Source organism: Brevundimonas variabilis (genome assembly GCF_014199945.1).
GTDB lineage: Bacteria > Pseudomonadota > Alphaproteobacteria > Caulobacterales > Caulobacteraceae > Brevundimonas > Brevundimonas variabilis.
Genome location: NZ_JACHOR010000003.1, coordinates 223,462 through 240,712, shown reverse-complemented (window position 1 = coordinate 240,712; position 17,251 = coordinate 223,462). Strand labels below are relative to the sequence as shown.

15 protein-coding genes are annotated in these 17,251 nt (G+C 64.8%); 5 read left to right on the top strand and 10 right to left on the bottom strand.

Features of this window, described 5'->3' with window-relative positions:
• Positions 1-44: 44 nt before the first annotated feature.
• The 3 genes from GGR13_RS09840 to GGR13_RS09830 are packed head-to-tail and all read left to right on the top strand — an operon-like array spanning position 45 to position 3,149.
• On the top strand, positions 45-1,634 hold the full coding sequence (locus GGR13_RS09840; protein WP_183213356.1) for a sodium/sugar symporter: 1,590 nt from the start codon (positions 45-47) through the stop codon (positions 1,632-1,634).
• Positions 1,618-2,535 carry a 2-dehydro-3-deoxygalactonokinase gene (locus tag GGR13_RS09835; RefSeq protein WP_183213355.1) on the top strand — a complete coding sequence of 306 codons (918 nt, stop codon included), beginning with the start codon at positions 1,618-1,620 and terminating at the stop codon, positions 2,533-2,535. Before GGR13_RS09840 ends, GGR13_RS09835 begins: the two co-directional genes overlap by 17 nt.
• Positions 2,532-3,149, top strand: coding sequence for a 2-dehydro-3-deoxy-6-phosphogalactonate aldolase (locus GGR13_RS09830; RefSeq protein WP_183213354.1), 618 nt, complete (start codon positions 2,532-2,534; stop codon positions 3,147-3,149). Before GGR13_RS09835 ends, GGR13_RS09830 begins: the two co-directional genes overlap by 4 nt.
• 24 nt (positions 3,150-3,173) lie before the next feature.
• On the opposite strand, the gene GGR13_RS09825 is transcribed toward GGR13_RS09830, so the two are convergent.
• From GGR13_RS09825 to GGR13_RS09785, 9 genes are all read right to left on the bottom strand, one after another.
• Positions 3,174-4,331, bottom strand: a complete 1,158-nt coding sequence (locus GGR13_RS09825; RefSeq protein ID WP_246347789.1) for a glycoside hydrolase family 53 protein — start codon at positions 4,329-4,331, stop codon at positions 3,174-3,176.
• Positions 4,332-4,456: 125 nt separating this feature from the next.
• A complete protein-coding gene (locus GGR13_RS09820; protein ID WP_183213353.1) occupies positions 4,457-5,812 on the bottom strand; it encodes a flavodoxin domain-containing protein in 1,356 nt (451 codons plus the stop codon).
• Positions 5,809-6,822: an FAD:protein FMN transferase gene (locus GGR13_RS09815; RefSeq protein ID WP_246347788.1), complete on the bottom strand. Its 1,014-nt coding sequence runs from the start codon at positions 6,820-6,822 to the stop codon at positions 5,809-5,811. Before GGR13_RS09815 ends, GGR13_RS09820 begins: the two co-directional genes overlap by 4 nt.
• Positions 6,823-6,875: 53 nt before the next feature.
• Complete coding sequence (locus tag GGR13_RS09810) at positions 6,876-7,676, bottom strand: DUF4198 domain-containing protein (protein WP_183213352.1); 801 nt, start codon at positions 7,674-7,676, stop codon at positions 6,876-6,878.
• A 10-nt stretch (positions 7,677-7,686) separates the two neighbouring features.
• Complete coding sequence (locus GGR13_RS09805) at positions 7,687-8,208, bottom strand: DUF2271 domain-containing protein (RefSeq protein ID WP_183213351.1); 522 nt, start codon at positions 8,206-8,208, stop codon at positions 7,687-7,689.
• Positions 8,209-8,219: 11 nt separating this feature from the next.
• Positions 8,220-8,870, bottom strand: coding sequence for a PepSY-associated TM helix domain-containing protein (locus tag GGR13_RS09800; RefSeq protein ID WP_183213350.1), 651 nt, complete (start codon positions 8,868-8,870; stop codon positions 8,220-8,222).
• 57 nt (positions 8,871-8,927) lie between these two features.
• Entirely contained in the window at positions 8,928-9,854 is a 927-nt protein-coding gene (locus GGR13_RS09795) for a dienelactone hydrolase family protein (RefSeq protein WP_183213349.1), read from the bottom strand.
• A gap of 88 nt (positions 9,855-9,942) precedes the next feature.
• On the bottom strand, positions 9,943-11,316 hold the full coding sequence (locus GGR13_RS09790; RefSeq protein ID WP_183213348.1) for a DUF6880 family protein: 1,374 nt from the start codon (positions 11,314-11,316) through the stop codon (positions 9,943-9,945).
• A 112-nt stretch (positions 11,317-11,428) separates the two neighbouring features.
• The gene (locus GGR13_RS09785; protein WP_183213347.1) at positions 11,429-14,086 is read right to left on the bottom strand and encodes a PAS domain-containing protein; all 2,658 of its coding nucleotides are present in this window, start codon (positions 14,084-14,086) and stop codon (positions 11,429-11,431) included.
• Positions 14,087-14,694: 608 nt separating this feature from the next.
• Here GGR13_RS09785 and GGR13_RS09780 point away from each other — a divergent pair.
• Both GGR13_RS09780 and GGR13_RS09775 read left to right on the top strand, forming a co-directional pair.
• Positions 14,695-15,435 (top strand): SRPBCC family protein, encoded by a 741-nt coding sequence (locus GGR13_RS09780; RefSeq protein ID WP_183213346.1) that lies wholly within the window; start codon positions 14,695-14,697, stop codon positions 15,433-15,435.
• A 196-nt stretch (positions 15,436-15,631) separates the two neighbouring features.
• Positions 15,632-16,435 carry a flagellin gene (locus GGR13_RS09775; RefSeq protein ID WP_183213345.1) on the top strand — a complete coding sequence of 268 codons (804 nt, stop codon included), beginning with the start codon at positions 15,632-15,634 and terminating at the stop codon, positions 16,433-16,435.
• A 209-nt stretch (positions 16,436-16,644) separates the two neighbouring features.
• Here the strand turns inward: GGR13_RS09775 and GGR13_RS09770 are convergent, their stop codons facing one another.
• On the bottom strand, positions 16,645-17,250 hold the full coding sequence (locus tag GGR13_RS09770; RefSeq protein WP_183213344.1) for a TetR/AcrR family transcriptional regulator: 606 nt from the start codon (positions 17,248-17,250) through the stop codon (positions 16,645-16,647).
• Position 17,251: the final 1 nt, after the last annotated feature.

Genomic DNA, 17,251 nt, shown 5'->3' with positions numbered 1-17,251 from the left:
TGGGCGCGCCCGGTGAACAGGGCCGAGCCGGGGAGGCTGCATTCATGTCGCTCGACACCATCGATCTCGTGATCCTCGGCATCTATGCCGTCTTCATCTTCGGCCTGGCCCAGTGGGTGTCGCGTGACAAGGCCGGAGCGAGCAAGAGCTCGACCGACTACTTCCTGGCCTCCAAGACCCTGCCCTGGTGGGCGATCGGCGCATCGCTGATCGCCGCCAACATCTCCGCCGAGCAGATCATCGGCATGAGCGGTTCGGGCTTCGTGATCGGACTGGGTATCGCATCCTACGAGTGGATGGCGGCGCTCACGCTGTTGATTGTCGGCAAGTATTTCCTGCCGATCTTCATCCGGAACGAGATCATCACCATGCCGCAGTTCCTGCAGCAGCGGTATGGACCGACAATCCGCAACGTGATGGCCGTGTTCTGGCTGCTGCTCTACGTCTTCGTGAACGTGACCTCGATCCTCTGGCTCGGGTCGCTGGCCGTCAACGGCGTGACGGGTCTCGACCAGACCTATGCGATCATCGCCATCGGGGTGTTCGCCCTGGCCTATCAGCTGTGGGGTGGACTGAAGGCCGTGGCCATGACGGACATCGTACAGGTCGTCCTGCTGGTCGCCGGTGGTTTGATCATCGGCTACATCGCGCTCGGCCAGATCGGCGGCGAGGCCGGTGCACTGGGCGGGTTCAATACCCTGCTGACCCAGTTCCCCGAGAAGTTCGACATGATCCTGTCGCCGGACAATCCACAGTTCGTGAACCTGCCGGGGATCGCCGTGTTGCTGGGCGGGCTGTGGATCATGAACATCAGCTACTGGGGCTTTAACCAGTACATTATCCAGCGTGCTCTTGCGGCCAAGTCGATCGGTGAGGCCCAGAAGGGCATTGCCTTTGCGGCCTATCTGAAACTGCTGATGCCGGTGATCGTGGTGCTGCCGGGGATGGCAGCGCTGGTCCTGGCACCAAACCTGGGTCAGCCCGGCCAGCCCGCGACCGATCAGGCCTATGCCTCGATGATGAACCTGCTGCCGGCCGGGTTGAAAGGCCTGGTCTTTGCCGCCCTGATCGCGGCCATCATCGCCTCGCTGGCGTCAAAGGTGAACTCGATCTCGACGATCTTCACGCTCGACCTCTATGCCAAGGCCAACAAGGGGGCCTCGGATCGCCATCTCGTGTTTGTCGGCCGGATGGCGGCGATCGGAGCCATGGTGATCGGCATCCTGACGGCGCGACCCCTCTTGGGCAGCTTCGAGCAAGGCTTTCAGTTCATTCAGGAGTTCACGGGCTTCTTCACCCCCGGCATCGTCGTGATCTTCATCCTGGGCCTCTTCTGGAGGCGGGCGTCGGAAGCGGGTGCGCTGGCGGGGGCCATCCTTTCGGTCGTGCTGTCGGCTGTGTTCTGGTGGCTGCAGTTCGCCGACATCTTCGCCTTCCCGTTCATGAACCGGGTGGGAGTCGTCTTCCTGATGTCGCTTGCTGCGGCGGTGATCGTCTCCCTGATGTCGCCGCCCAAGGCGGGCACGATGCAGATCAGGCTGGATGGCGTCAGCTACCGGACCTCGACCGGGTTCAATATCGCAGGCGTGGGCGTGATCCTGTTCCTGATTGCCGTCTATGCCATCTGGTGGTGAGGTGAAGGTCGCCGGCGACGGGGCCGCTCTGGTCGGCGTCGACTGGGGCACGACCAACCTGCGTGTCATGCGGATCGGAGAGGGGGGGCATGTCCTCGCCTCACGCACCGATCCGCGCGGAGGCGGCGGCCTTGGACCCGGAGACTTCGCGCGTGTCCTCGATGAGGTCGGCGAGGGCTGGCTCACGGACCGGCTGCCCATCCTCGTCTGCGGTATGGCAGGCGCCCGGGGCCGATGGCGGGAAGTGGCCTATCTGCCGGAGCCAGCCGGCATCGCCGATCTGACGAAGGGGCTGGTTTCGCCGGACGGCAGGCCCGAGGTTCGCCTCGTGCCCGGGCTGAAGGCCATGGCCGGCGGGCGGATGGTGGACGTCATGCGGGGCGAGGAGACCCAGGCCATGGGTCTGGACCTCGGGGATGGTAATCACCGGATCCTGGCCCCGGGTACCCACTCGAAATGGATCGACGCCCAGCAGGGCAGGATCCTCGATCACCGCACCTTCATGACCGGAGAGCTGTTCTCTGCGATCCGGAGGGGCACCATCCTCGGGGCGGGCATGGGCGAGACGGGAACCCATCCCGACGCCTTCGCGGCCGGCGTGACGCGCGGGCTCGATGATCCAGCCCTGACCGCGGCCCTGTTTTCTGTGCGCGTTGAAGCGCTGGCGGACCGGCTCAGTCCGGAAGCTGCAGCCGACTACCTGTCGGGACTGCTGATCGGAGCCGAAGTCGCGGCCCATGGCACGGACCGGGAGACGCCCGTGACCCTGGTCGGAACCGGGCTCCTGAACGACCGCTACAGCGTTGCACTGCAGATGGCGGGCTTCGCCGACGTCCGCATTGCAGACGGAGACACGGCGACAGCCCGGGGGCTGTGGCGAATCCATGAGGCCAGCCAATGATCCAGATACTGGACACCCTTCCGCTGATCGCGATCCTGCGCGGACTCGAGCCGGAAGAGGCGGTGGCGGTCGGCGAGGCCATTGTCGCAGCGGGGTTCGTCTGTCTCGAGGTGCCATTGAACTCGCCCCGGCCGCTCGAAAGCATTCGCCAGCTGCGCGATGCGCTGGAGGGACGGGCGCTCGTTGGCGCGGGAACTGTTCTGACTGTCGAAGCCGCCAGAAGCGTCGCGGAAGCGGGCGGGCAGATCATCATCTCGCCCAACACCAACGCGGAGGTCATCCGCGAGGCCAAGGCGCTTGGCTTGCTGTCGATCCCCGGTTTCTTCACGCCCTCCGAAGCGTTTGCGGCCCTCGAAGCCGGGGCTGACGCGCTCAAGCTTTTCCCGGCCGAGGTCGCAGGGCCGGCAGGCCTGAGAGCGGTCCGCGCCGTCCTGCCCCTACAGACCCGGGTCTATGCCGTCGGCGGCGTCGATCCCGAAAGCGTTGCGGGTTGGCGGTCCGCCGGGGCATCCGGATTCGGGATTGGTTCAGCCATCTTCAAACCGGGCAAGAGCGCGGCGGATGTCGGTATCAGCGCCTCGGCCTTCGTGAAGGCGTGGCGCGGAGACGTTTAGGGACTGTCGCTCGGCGTCGGGCCGCTAGGGCGTGTCGCCTGGCCAGCGATAGGTCTTCATGGCCCACTGGCCGGCCTCGGTCAGTTCATTCTGCTGGCGCCAGTCGAAGAAGGTCGCGTTTTCCCAGTTGGAGCCCACGCCCCAGCGCGTCGAGCACCCGGTGGAGACCCAGGCTGGCTCCCAATAGACGACCCCCGTGCCGCCGCTTGAGATCACGGCCTGGGTGATATCGGTCATGTATTTCAGCTGGCCTGCCTCCGTCGCCGGATAGTCGGGCAGCAAGGTGTCGGGGCCCAGCAGATTGGGCGATGCATCGGCACCGTCATTGGTAAAGGGATAGGAGGTCTCGACCACGACGACGTCCTTGCCGAAGCCTGACTTCAGGCGCTGGATCGTGCTGCCGAGGCCCGCGAGATCGTTGGTCGACCATTTGCGATAGTAGCTGACGCCGATCAGATCGTAGTCCGTGACGCCATGGGCCTTCGCCGCCGTGAACCAGGGTTCGGTGTTTTCCGGCTGGGCGATGTGCAGCATCACGCGCGGCTTGATGGACGTGGTCGCCGATGCGTCTCGAACGGCCTTGATGCCGGCGTTGAGGAGGGCAGCATTGCGGGGCCAGTTGATGCCGTCTCGCGACTCCTTCCAGTCCAGTTCGCCCATCATCTCGGGATTGGTCTCGTTGCCGACCTGGACCATTTCCGGCATCAGGCCCTCGGCCTCCAGCGCCGTCAGGGTCTCGACCGTATAGTCATAGAGCGCCTTGGACAGCGCCGGAACGTCATCACGGATCGGTCGCCAGGCCTTGGGCACGATCTGTTTGTCGCCATCGGCCCAGTCATCTGAATAATGGAAGTCCAGCAGCACCTGCATGCCCTCGGCGCGGGCTCGGCGAATGGTTTCCTTGACGTCGTCGAGGTTGCTGTAGCGGGTCCATTCCGCATCGTTCCAGATGCGCACGCGCACCAGGTTGTGGCCCGTTTCGGCGAAGATGGCATAGGGGTCATAGGCCTGTCCGCCGACCCGGTAGACCGCACCGCAGTCCTCCATCTCGTTCACATAGGACAGGTCTGCCCCGAAATAGAACCGGGGTGCTTCCTGAGCCTGAGCCGGTGCAGCTGCCAGCAGGGCCAGCATGATCGAAAGCGTCGAGGCTCCCGCAAACCGGGGTCCAAGGCTGGTCATCGTCTCACTCCCGAACACGCCACCGCGGATGGGTGGGCTGGTCAAAGAGTGTCAGGCGAGCACACGGCCGACAACCCTTTTCGTCTCAACAGGTAAAAAACTTTTCATATGTGAGAACGTTGAGATCAGTAGACGTCACGACGATATCGCCCGGCCTCGCGCAAGGCTTCGATGCGTTCCGGGCCCAGGAGGCTCTCCAGAGCCTGATCCACGCCCTCCGACATCCCCTCGCGGCTACCGCAGACGAGGATGGTCGCGCCGCGCACGATCCAGTCGTTCAGCCTCTCGGCCTGTTCGGTGATCAGGGCCTGGACATAACGACCGTCGGACGGGGCCCTAGAGTAGGTCCGGTCGATGCGGGTCAGGACGCCCTTGGCCTGCGCGGCCTGAAGTTCCTCGTCCAGAAAGGCGTCGTGGAGGGATGAGCGTTCGCCGAACATGAGCCATGTGCCCCCGTGCCGGACATCCCGACGCGCGCGCCAGTGCGCGCGAAGCCCGGCGATACCGGTTCCATTGCCGATGAGGATCAGAGGGGCAGAGGCGTCCGGACTGTGGAATGCAGTGTTCCGGCGGAGGCGCAGTCCGATCTCGCTGCCTTCGACAAGATCATGGGTCAGCCATCCCGAAGCCAGCCCGGGTGATCCATCGGAGCGGACCAGCCGACGAATGATGAATTCGGCACGTCCATCCACGGGTAGTGAGGCGACGGAGTATTCGCGGGACGGTGCAGCCGGGTCCGGCAGGGCGATCTCGGCGATGTCGCCGGCCGCCCAGGTGGCGACGGACCCGATCGGCTCGAATGACAACAGATGGGCCTCGCCGCCCGGACTGCCTGGGTTCAGATGGGTGCGCTCGACCAGTCGCCAGGTCTCGAAAGGCGCAGGCGTCCAGTCGGGCTCGATCGCCTGACCGGTCAGGGCTGCGAGTTGGCGCTGCCAGTGCCGGATGCTGTCGGGATCGCCGTCGTTGACCTCGACTCTTTCGAACAGGGCCGTTGCGCCAGAGTCCTTGAGCCAGCCGTCGAGCGCGCGACCGAAGCCGCAAAAGCCGTTGTAGGATCGGTCACCCAGGGCGAGCACGGCATAGGACAGGCCCGACAGATCGCCACGGGCGCTCATCTGCCGACGCACGAAACCCGACAGGCTGTCGGGGGCGTCGCCCTCGCCCGTGGTCGAAGCGACGACCAGAAGGCGACGGCTGGCGCGCAGGTCTGCGGCTGTCAGGGTGCCCAGGTTGGCAACGCGGGCTGCCGTGCCCGCGCGCGACAGGATTTCCGCGGTCGACCAGGCCAGTTGCTCGGCCAGACCGGTCTGGCTGGCGAAGGCGACGAGAACGGCATCTTGCCCGGTCGCGAGAATAGTTGCCCGAGCGGACTCGGACGCCCTGCGCCGCCGCTCGTTCCATGTGACCATCGCCAGGGTCAGGAGCCAGAGCACGATGGCCAGTCCGGCCCAGAGGAGGCGCGAAAGGTCCGTGGTCACGCGACGTCGTCGTCCATCATGGCCGCGAAGCCCGGGGTCATTCGCTCGACGAGCCCCTTTTCCGTTCGGCAGACGAAATGAGCGTTGAGCCCCATCGCTTCCGCATAGGCCGGCCCATCCTCGGGCCCCATGACGGTCAGGGCGGTGGCAAGGGCGTCCGCCCGCATGGCACTGGTGTGAAACACGGTGACCGATGTGACGCCATTGTCGACCGGCCTGCCCGTGCGTCCATTCAATGTGTGAGGGTAAAGACGGTCCTCGTGGATAAAGGCGCGCCGGTAGTCCCCCGAAGTGGCGACGGCGACGTCGAAAAGGGCCGCCACAGTGCGGGGGATCTGCGATCCGGGTGGCTGTTCGATCTCGACCCACCAGGGCTGAGCGTCCGGCTTGACGCCCATGCCCCGCAGTTCGCCGCCGATCTCGACCAGATGAGCCGTGGCACCGAGGGCGGTCAGGCGTTCGCTGACACGATCGACAGCATGGCCCTTGGCGATGCCGGAAAAGTCCAGGAAAAGCCCGCCGGGCTGGACGGCAGCCTGGCCTGCGCGATGCAGCCGCAGTTTCTGCCAGCCCGATACGCCAAGGGCGATCCCGATTTCGTCGTCCGTGGGCAGGTCCTCGCGGGGGCCGGGTGGTCCAAAGCCCCACAGATCGACGAGTGCCCCCAGCGTCGGATCCACCGCCCCATCGGTATCGTCAGCGAGCTCCATGCTGGAGATCAGAAGGTCCCAGAAGTCGCCGCTCAGGGCCCAGGTCCCTGCAGGGGCGAGGTTGAAGCGCCGGATCTCGCTGTCGGGCTCCCACGGACTGAACAGCGCAACAATCGAATCCAGCTCCGATTGGATTGCGGACTGCAGGTCCGCCTGAACGGTCCCCGGTGCCGGGACGGCGCGGACCGACCAGGTTGTGCCCATGGTCTGGCCGTGCAGCGCCCAGATCAGGTCGCTGGGTGGTCGGGACGGCGCTCGGTCGGTGGGCGGGATCAGGACGCGGTTGTCCTGTCGGTCCATGCCGCCGCCCATCATCACGATCGGCGGTGGGGCGCCTCGAGCACCGCCTCGGGTCAGGGCAGCACTTCCACAATGGCGGTGTACTGGACCTGCGACGCAGGCGCTGTTCCTTCGGGTTCGTCGCGTTGCGAGGCGTTCAGCCAGTACATGCCTGCCTCGGGCCAGGTGATCGAGAATCGCCCGGCCGCGTCTGTCCTGACCGTGGTATCGCCCGGATTGTCGCGATAGCGCGCACCGCTGCGGGCGACCGTCACGTCCATGGCTGCAGCAGGCTGGCCATTCTTCAGCAGGGTGAAGGTCGCTGCCTCGCCCACCACCAGGTCCGTGGGGTGGGTGACGGGGACGAGCTCGAGTCCCTGACCGGTGGGCGCGAACACGCTGTCGGTGGGCTCGCCGAGCGTGGCGAAGGTCTCCATCCGATTCACGTTGCGGGTGGCCCGGACATCGGTCGCTCCGGTCGGGATTGCGGATGGAAAGTCAGCCACCGGGCCGCGCCACCGTCTGGCCTCGCCATCAAGCGTATAGTTCGCAGACATGCCCGCCGATACGCTGGCGATCTTGTAGGTGCCGGGCTGGGTCAGGTGGACGTCGAAGGTCGATCGATACTGACCCCGCATCATGTTGGCAGGCGTCACCGTCGAACCATCCGGGGCCAAGATCACCAGATTGTCCGTTCCAAGGGCAGCGTGGTCGGCGACAAACACCTGGTTCGAGGCGCCTGCATCGATACTGATCCAGGCTTCCGTGCCTGACAGCGTCGTGGCGGACGGCAGCATCCAGGCTCGGTGGGCCTGTGCGCCAAAGGGCGTCGCCAGAGCGGCGGTCAGGGCAAGCAGGGCAAGCGAACGTTTCATGGAAGTCTCCTTAGCGGGTGACGGCGACAGCGACAGCGCCGAGTTCACTGGAACCGGCAGCCGTGGTTCGGGCGGCGGGCCCGCCCCACCGGAACGGCACGCGGACGAGCTCGCGCCCGCCCTGTTCGCGGGCCGCCTCGACGACCACATTGTACTGGCCAGCGGGCAAGCTGTTCAGGCGCGCGCCGGGGATCCGCAAAGTCTGGGTGCCCGGTGCCCGGGTTGCGCCTGACAGTCCATCCGCCGGCAGGGTCAGGGCGCGGCCACCCTTGCGCCACCAGGTACGCAGGTCCTTGAGCCAGTCCTTGCCTTCGCCTTCGCCGCCCCGACCGGCTGCGACCTGATACCAGACTGCCAGTGTGCGAACGGCCGTCTGGTCCGGCTGCTCGATCCAGATCGCAACATAGGGGCGATGATAGGCGGCTGTGTTCACCCGCGGGATCTCGACCGTGATCGAGAGGTCCGCGGCCAGCACCGGAGACGTGACAGCGGCCAGCAGGGCGGTCGAGACCAGGAGAGGTGTCTTGTGCATGGGCGAACTCGTCAGTGAATGAACAGAAGGGCGATGACGACAGGAACCAGAAGTCCCAGGCCCAGCAGGGGCCATGTGGAGGGTCGCTGGCGGGCATGCATCCAGGTGAGGGCAAAGCCTGTGACGGCGAAGATCACGCAGGCCACGGCGAAGACATCGATGAACCAGTACCAGACCGGGCCCGTATTCCGCCCCTTGTGCAGGTCATTCAGATAGGCAATCCAGCCGCTTGTCGTCGTTTCGCGAAGGGCCTCTCCGGTCGAGCGGTCGATCGTCAGCCAGCCATCGCCGCCAGGCCGGGGCAGGGCGATATAGACCTCCTCGGGCGACGTCTCGGTCGGAAGGCCCGCAATCGAAACGTCGAGAGCATCGGCAGCCCAACGCGCGACCGCGTCCGGAACCGGGTCTGTGGTCTCTTCCGCAAGCGTCGACAGCCGAGCCAGCAGAGGCGCCGGCAACACTGCCGTCGTTTCGACAGTGACGGGCTCGGAGGGGATCTGCGCCGCGTGATTGAGGGTGATGCCGGTGACTGCGAACAGCATCAGGCCGATAAGACTCACTGCGGCCGACACCCAATGCCAGCTGTGCAGCTGTTTCAGCCAGAAGGCGCGTGATGCCTTCGGGTTCGAACGGGTCGGGATCGGAGCGGCGGCTTCAGACACATCCGCTCAGTGCCCTAGATGCGAGTGATTTGCAATAGACGGTTTTCCGTCGCTGCATCAGGTCGTGGACTGCGGGGTTCGCGTGTGTTCGTTGAACCATTCCAGCGTGCGGGCCCAAGCCTGTTTGGCCGTGACCTCGTTATAGCGTTCCGGCGTGGCGTCGTTGAAGAAGCCGTGGACGGAGTCGGGCCAGAGATGGCCTTCGTGGCGGATATTGTGCTTCTGCAGTTCGGCAATCTGGGCCGGGTAGTCGGCGACCAGCCGTGAATCCAGTGCGCCGTGGTGGATCAGGATGGCCGCCTTGATGTTGGGCACGTCAGCGACAGGCGTTGCCCCGCCGTAGAAGGGTGCCGCCGCGGCCAGATCGGGGCCGAGAATACCGGCCAGCGCATTGGACTGGGCTCCGCCGAAGCAGAAACCTGTGGCCGCGATGCGGTCATTGCAGTCAGGGCGCGCCTTCAGCCATCGCGCGGCAGCGACGAGGTCCTGGGTCATCTTTCCGCGGTCGAGCGACGCGAACAGCTGGCCACCCTTGTAGTCATCGCCGGGATATCCCCCGACCGAGGTCAGGGTGTCCGGAGCGAAGGCCATGAAGTTCGACAGGGCGAAGCGGCGGGCGACGTCCTCGGTGTGGGGGTTCAGGCCGCGGTTCTCGTGGATGACGATGACGCCAGGAAGCCGGGCGGGCGTGGCACTGCGGGTATCGGCACTGAAGGGACGGACCAGATAGCCGCGAATGAAGCCATGGCCGTCGGGCGAAGGCACGGTGACATAGGATGACGTGATCCGCTCATCGTCCTTCTGTACCTGCTGCCCGAGGGCATAGTTCGGCATCAGGGCCTCGATGATGGCCGTGGCCGTCAGACCCGCAGCCGCATAGCGACCCACGCCCTGCACGAAGGCCCGCCGTCCGATCTCGCCGTGGATGAAGCGTGTGTAGAGGTCGACGGCCGGTGCCGGGATCTTCTTGTGGTCGTCCGTCATGGCGATTGCCTGCTTTCATCTGGCGTGCCGGATACGCGCTCTGACGCAAGGGATATCGACAAGTGCCGGGAACGGCCAGAGGCGTACTTCATCCCCAGCGCGGTCGGCCGGTCCGACTGGCAATGGCTTCCAGACTGTCGATAAAGGCCGCATGGCTTTCAAGATCGTCCACGGCCCCCGCCTGGATCGCAAGTTCGGCAGCCTCGATCGAAAGGGCCCGAACCTCCTCGGCGCGTGATGGTCCCAGGGGTGCCAGCGCGCGCGCGCGGGATCGGACGAGCACCAGGGCTGCGGCGGGATACCGGCTTTCCAGCCGGGAAATCCACAGGGGCACACTGTCGTTGAGGCTACGGAATTCATTGGCCCGGGCGAGGATCATCGCAGCGGCCTCGCGAAGGGCTGGCCACTCCATCAGAAAGGCCAGACCGCGCGCTGCTTCGCTCCAGTTCGCGGCAAGGGCGTGGGCCCGGTCGATGGCCTCGACGTCATCGAAATCAGCGAGCCGTGCGACGAAATCGCGAAGGTGGGCGACGTCGAGTGTACGGGAAAAGGCCGCCCATCTCGCGTCCTGGGCTTCCGGCGATCGACCTTCCGCCTCCAGCACCGCAATCTCGGCGGTTTCCCACGCCGGGGAGGGCTCTGGCAGGGTATCGGCAGCGCCCTTTCTCGCAGGCGGCCCGAGACGGGGACGGCACTGGTCGAGCGCGACGCGGGCTGTTTCCGCCAGTCCGGCGGCTGCCAGCCGGCGAGCGACTTCGGCGCCGACGTCGGGCTTGAGCTGATCTTCATCAGACCAGGTTCGCGCCCAGGCGATGGCATTGCCGGCCCTGTCCGCGAGCTTTCGCACGACCAGAGCGCGTCGCCCGATCGGCCGGGCGCGTCCGTCTGTCAGCAAGGCCAGAAGACGCTCTGCCACCGGTATGCTCATGGACGGTGCAGCACGGCCGACCCAACCGGCCCAGTCCGAAAGCCGTGTCTCGACCGCCTCGGCCAGTATCGCTCCTGCATCGTCCGGCCCGACGGCCGAGGCGACGTCGGCGAGATTTTCGGCCGCATCGAAGAACACGAGGGCCAACTCGCCCTTCGGGTCCTTCACGCGCTGATCCAGGCCCGGATAGAGGTCAAACCAGGCGACAAGGCTTCCCAAGGCCAGGCCAGGATCCTTTGGAGCCAGTTTTTCGACGATGGCCCGCCGGTGGACCTGAAGGTCAGCAATCAGCTCCGGACGTTTGCGCCAGGACACACGTGTGCGGCTGGCGGCCAGAGCGGCCAGCCGCTTGTCGATCTCCAGGGCCAGGTCGGCGGGACCGACCTCGGCCGCCAGTTCCAGCTTCAGACGTCGCTTGAGACCGGCATCGCCAACCGTGGCTTCGAGCAGAAGGTCGGCCAGCCGCTCTGCTCCAAGGGCTACAAGGTTTGTAGTCGAGAGCGACTTTCGTGCGGTCGTCGAACGTTTGGCCATAGGTGCATCAACGCGGCAGAGGCTCCGCCGTCAACTGGCGCGAAAGCGGGTCGATGTGGCTGTCCGGTGGGGCGATGCCGAACCTGGCCGAGGTTCCAGCCGAATGGCCGGATCAGCCCTGTTCGGGCGTGAGGGTGCCAATGCTTGAGGCGAGCTCGTGCTTCTTGAACGGTTTGACCAGACGGGGCAGGTCCGCAGCCACACCCTCGACCTCTGCGTAGCCTGACACGAGCAGGACCGGCAGGCCCGGGCGAAGTTTCCGGATCTGCCTTGCAAGTTCTGAACCCGTCATGCCCGGCATGAGGTGGTCCGTCACCACGAGATCAATCTCGACACCGCTCTCGATCATGCCCAGGGCCGCCTCTCCGGAGGAGGCTTCCAAGGTACGATAGCCAAGGTCTTCGAGCATGTCGGCCGTGCTGGCGCGGACCAGTTCCTCATCGTCGACAAGCAGGGCTGTACCCAGCTGATGGATCAGCGCTGCAGGCTGGGCGATGCCTGGACTTTCGGGGGTTTCGTCCGTCTGGGGCAGCCAGAGCTCGACATTGGTGCCGCGACCGAGCTGGCTGCTTATGGTGATGGCTCCGCCGAGCTGTGATGCCAGACCGTGCACCATGGACAGACCAAGACCGGTCCCTTTCCCCACACCCTTGGTGCTGAAGAAGGGTTCAACCGCACGGGCAAGCGTGTCCTCGTCCATCCCGACACCGCTGTCCGCAACAGAGATCATGATGTATCGGCCAGGCTGAAGATCGGCGGGCAGGAGGGGCGAGTCTGCTGCAATGGCTGCGCTAATCCGCAAGGTACCACCCTCCGGCATCGCGTCCCGCGCGTTCACAGCCAGATTGAGCAGCGCCATTTCCAGTTGGTTCGGATCGGCTCGGGCAAAGGGCAGGTCGGGGGGTACGTCCACCACGACCCTGATCTGGGGGCCGGCGGTGCTGGAGACGAGATCCGCCATGCCGTTGACGATACCCGGAACATCCACGGCAACCGACTGCAACGGCTGACGACGCGCGAAGGCCAGCAAGCGCTGCACCAGAATCTTGGCGCGGTCTGCCGATTGGACAGCTCCGTCGATGAGCCGCTGTTCCCGCTCACCCCCAAGTCCCTTGCGCTGCAGGAGGTCGAGCGCACCGACGATTGGCGTGAGGAGATTGTTGAAATCGTGCGCAACCCCCCCGGTGAGGTGGCCCATGGCATCCATCTTCTGTGATTGCCGCAGCGCTTCTTCGGTCATGACCTGACGCGTGACGTTCCGGCTGGAGCCGATGATACGCACGATCCGGCCTGTCTCGTCGCGCATCGGAACCAGGGATGTGTCCCAGTGCGTCGGCTCCGATCCGAGAGCAAGTTGTTCACGGTACTGGTAAAGGGCACCGGTCTCCAGCACATGCGTGTAGGCAGCAAGGATAGGGGCCGCGACCGGCTCTGTGAGAATGTCCGAAATCTTTCGACCGCGAATATCCGCGAGTTTCAGCCCCACGCCCGCCTCGTGTGCCGGGTTGATTTCCTCGATCACAAAGTCGCCGTCCGGCTCGACGCCGATCACGAACAAGGCTTCCGGCGAGTTCTCGAAATAGGTCCTGTACAGTTCGTCGGCATCCCGCCGCGCGCGTTCGGCTTCGGCGAGCCGTTCCTGCTCACGCACGCGCTCCGTCACGTCAGTCACGAACTGATAGGCGGCGATCTGAACGCCGTCTGCGTCTCGCAGCACGTCGAACTTCATCTCGTAGACCCGGCGCTCGCGGTCCGGGTCGCCGAACTCTCCGACTTCGGTGAATGCCTCGCCCGCAAGAGCGCGAGACCACACGGCGCGAACCTCCTTCACAATGTGCTGCTGGTGCCCAAACAGATCGAGGAATGAGTCGCCGACGCGTGGTCGAACACCATAGATGCGCTCGATTTCGTCGACGGCAGCCCGGTTGATGGCTAGCCAGCGGAAGTCTGGCCCAACCACCTGAACGAAGGCGTCGGTTCCCTCGACAAGCTGGGCAAGCAACTGGCGCTCGGCGATGGCCGAAGAGACGCGGGCTTCGAGACCCTCATTGGCTTCGCGAAGCGCGCGCTCCATCTCTCGACGCTCGTCGATATCAAGCAGCGATCCGACATAGCCGAGAAACTCGCCGGTCTCGGAGAAACGCGCTGCTGCCGCATCGATGGCCCAGCGATAGGCGCCATCCGCTCGCCGGATGCGGAACTCGACCTGGTAGTCGCGATGCTCTGCGTTCGAGGTGACGAATATCTTTCCAGCCGCGTCGCGATCATCGGGGTGGACGGCATCCAGCCAGCCGTACCCCTCTCCAGCACCCGGGGTCTGTCCGGTGAACTCGTACCAGCGCTTGTTCAGATAACTGCAGTGACCGGTCGGGGTCGTCACCCACATCATCACAGGAGAGCTATCGGCCATGCTCCGGAAACGGGTCTCGCTTTCGGACAGGGCCGCCTCCGCGAGCACCTGACCGGTGGTCTCGGCGACCGTGCAGAACAGTCCTGCGACTGCCCCATTGTCGTCGTGGACCGGAGAATAGCTGAATGTGAACCAGGTCTGTTCGGGAAAGCCCTTGCGGTTCATGACCAGGGACAGGTTCTCCCGGAACGAGGACTCGCCCACCAGGGCAGCTTCGACCAGAGGTTCGATGTCGGACCAGATCTCCGGCCAGGCGTCCTTGAACCGGCCACCCAGGGCCTCGGGATGTTTGCTGCCGATGATTTCGGCATAGGGCTGATTATAGAGAAATCCGAGTTCGTCTCCCCAGGCTACAAACATGGGAAATCGGGAATGCAGCAAGAGTCTGAAGACGGCCCTGAGCGATTGTGGCCAGGTCGCAGGATGTCCAAGTGGCGACCGAGACCAGTCAACATCCCTCAGGTGTTCGCCGATCGGCCCGCCACTGTTCAGAAACTCGGCATCGCCATCTGAGGCATCGAGAACGGACAAACAGGGCTCCGGAGATCGGGATCGTGCAACTTCGGCTCAGCTTGCTAAAGTCGCATTGGCAAAAGGCGTTCCAGCAGGCGCGAGCCACAAGAATGTTCAGCGGGCGGCAGTGTCAGATCGACTCCTGCATATGAAGCTCTATGGTCACGCTTGACTACGGGAATCTGGTTCCTCCCGCCTCGATCTTGTTTCAGGACGTCGGGCCGGCCGGCCTTGGCGTTGTTTCGTCAGGAGACGTTTTGGCCCCGGATGGATTTCCGTTGCAATCCCAGGCCGACGTCCCGGCGACGGGCGTTGTTGCAGGCAAGGCAGCCCGGTTTGGCCCACCGGCGGCGGCCTGGTACCCGGTTGCACGGAGCAGGGACGTCCAAGGGCCCGTCGGTGTGACGCTCTTCGGTCAGGATCTCCTACTGCGTAGAGACCGGTCCGGCACGATCGTGTCGGACGATGCCGACTGGGTCGTGGAATCGCGACTGGGTCTGGTCTGGGTCCGTCGCCTTTGCCACGAGGGGACGGGGATCCCATCTCTGATCGAGGACGAGGCCGGTACCCCAGGCTTCCCGATGATCGCCTGCTCGGAGATCGAGGTGGAGGCCGACTATGATCAGACGGTTCTAGGACTGGTCGATCCCGCCCACGTGCCGATGGTCCATACCGCGTGGTGGTGGCGTTCGTCGCCCCGACGGCGGGTCAAGACCAAGGACTATGTCCCGACACCGTTCGGCTTCACGGCGACGGCGGCCGATGCCTTCGCCTCGGCGCCTGCCTATGAACTGGTCGGGCAAGACCGGAAGGTGACCATAGAGTTCCGGCTACCCTCGACGCGGATTGAACGCGTGCAGGGTGGTCGACTCCAACTGCTGAACATCACGACGGTCACGCCGATCGCGCCGGGTCGGGTCATGCTGAGAAACGTCATCTACAGTTCGGTGCGACCGCTTCGCTGGCTGTATCCGGCGCTCTCGCTGCTGGGTCGCGCCTTTCTGGAGCAGGATGCTGCGATCCTGCGGCGTCTGGATTCCCACGCGAGCCTGCACCAGCCATTGCTCTTCGTCGGCGAGCCGGATCAGCCGTCTGCCTGGTATTTCCAGTGCAAGATGGCTCTGGCCCGGGCTGTCGGTGGGACTGATGCCTTCGTCAATCCCGTTCGAGCCACGCGCTTGAAGTGGCGCACCTAGGGTCGGTCAATCCTGCCCTGACCGAGGGAATTTTTTGCCGAGGCTGCGAATTCTGCCGGGTGAACCCTTCGGACTATTGCTGAATTCATTCAGTATTTTCTGGAATGTCTCGCGGCACGGCAATTGAACCTGTGGCGTCGAGCAAAACGCTCGGGCCTCAGAAGAGGCTGCATATCCAGAAGGAAAGAGGCCAAAAATGGCTAACAGCATCAATACGAACAGCGGCGCCCAGATTGCTCTGCAGGCCCTGAACCGCACGAACCGCGAACTGGGCGAGACCCAGAACCGGATCAACACTGGCAAGAACGTTTCGTCCGCTAAGGACAACGGTGCCATCTTCGCCATTTCGACGGCCCAGCGCGCTGAACAAGGCGCCCTGAACTCCGTCAAGAACTCGATCCAGCGCGGTCAATCCATCGTCGATGTCGCGCTGGCCGGTGGTGAGACCATCGTCGAAGCGCTCGAAAAACAGAAGGCCCTCGCGGTCTCCATCCAGTCCTCGGCGGCCGGCTCGGCTGCCGAAACCGCCTACCTGGCGGACTTCAATGCCCTCGGCAACGAAATCACCAAGGCGCTGGCTGGCTCAACCTTCGACGGCGTGAACCTGTTCTCCAACACGGCCCAGCAGACCGTGCTGACCAGCACGGGCGCCACGGGCAACACCGCGAACATCGGCACCGGTGCAGCGATCACGGTCGCGACTGCCGGCGGGGCCGTCGTTCGCGCCGGCGCCACGGCAGCCATCGTCGATGGTGCCATCACGGCCTTCACGGGGGTGCTGGGAGGCCTCGGTAGCCAGGCACAGTCGCTCGAGCGCGCCTTGACCTTCACCTCGAAGCTCCAGGACTCGATCGAGACCGGTATCGGCAACCTCGTCGATGCCGACCTGGCCAAGGAAAGCGCCAAGCTGACCGCCCTGCAGACCAAGCAACAGCTGGGTGTCCAGGCGCTGTCGATCGCCAACCAGTCGAGCAGCATCCTGCTGTCGCTGTTCCGCTAAAGCCAAAAGACCTGATGGGCGGAGCCGCAAGGCTCCGCCCCACCGCCTGCGCTCGGATCAGGTCAAGCCGTGAAGCCAAATGGCTGGAGGTTTGCAGACGCGCTCTGACCAATCCGTCTTTACTCGGTCCTGTTTCAGCATTTCGGGGGCGATTTGCCGTCCGCAAGGTGAGACACAGCTTCTATCCAGTCATTCTCGACCCCAGCCGCTCAGCCTTCGGACATCGTTGCAAAAGCCCGAAGGAACCGTCGAGCCGTTTCGCTGGCGCGGCCCGGGATGTTGGTGACCCCCGCATCGACGCCCAGAACCAGTTTGAGATTGGTATGACCGAGTACCATTCCCGTGAACATTTCCGCCGCCAGGGCCGGATCCGGCACCCGGATCATCCCCCGGCGGTCCTGTTCGGCCAGCCATTGCGCCAGTCGCCTCAGACTTTCGCCGGGCCCCGCGTCATAGACGGCTGATGCCAGCTCGGGGGCATGTGGGGAAATCAGGGCAAGGCCGCGCATAGAGGTCTTCTGATCCGGCTCGCCAGCCTTATCCAGCATAGCGCGTGCAAGCGCGGTCAGGACCACCTCGGGCTCCTCCGTCGTTCGCAGGGGCGCTGTGATGAGATCGGAGCGCCGCTCGGCCAAGGCGCGGGCAATGTCGGTCTTGGAAGCGAAGCGGTTGTATAGCGTCTGCTTCGACACCCCTGCGCGGCGCGCGATCTCCTCCATCGACACCGCCAGGCCCTTTTCGGCCAGCAGCTCCGAAGCGGCGTCCAGTATGGCCTCGCGCTTGCGTTCGTCGATCTGTCCGGCGATCCGAGGCATG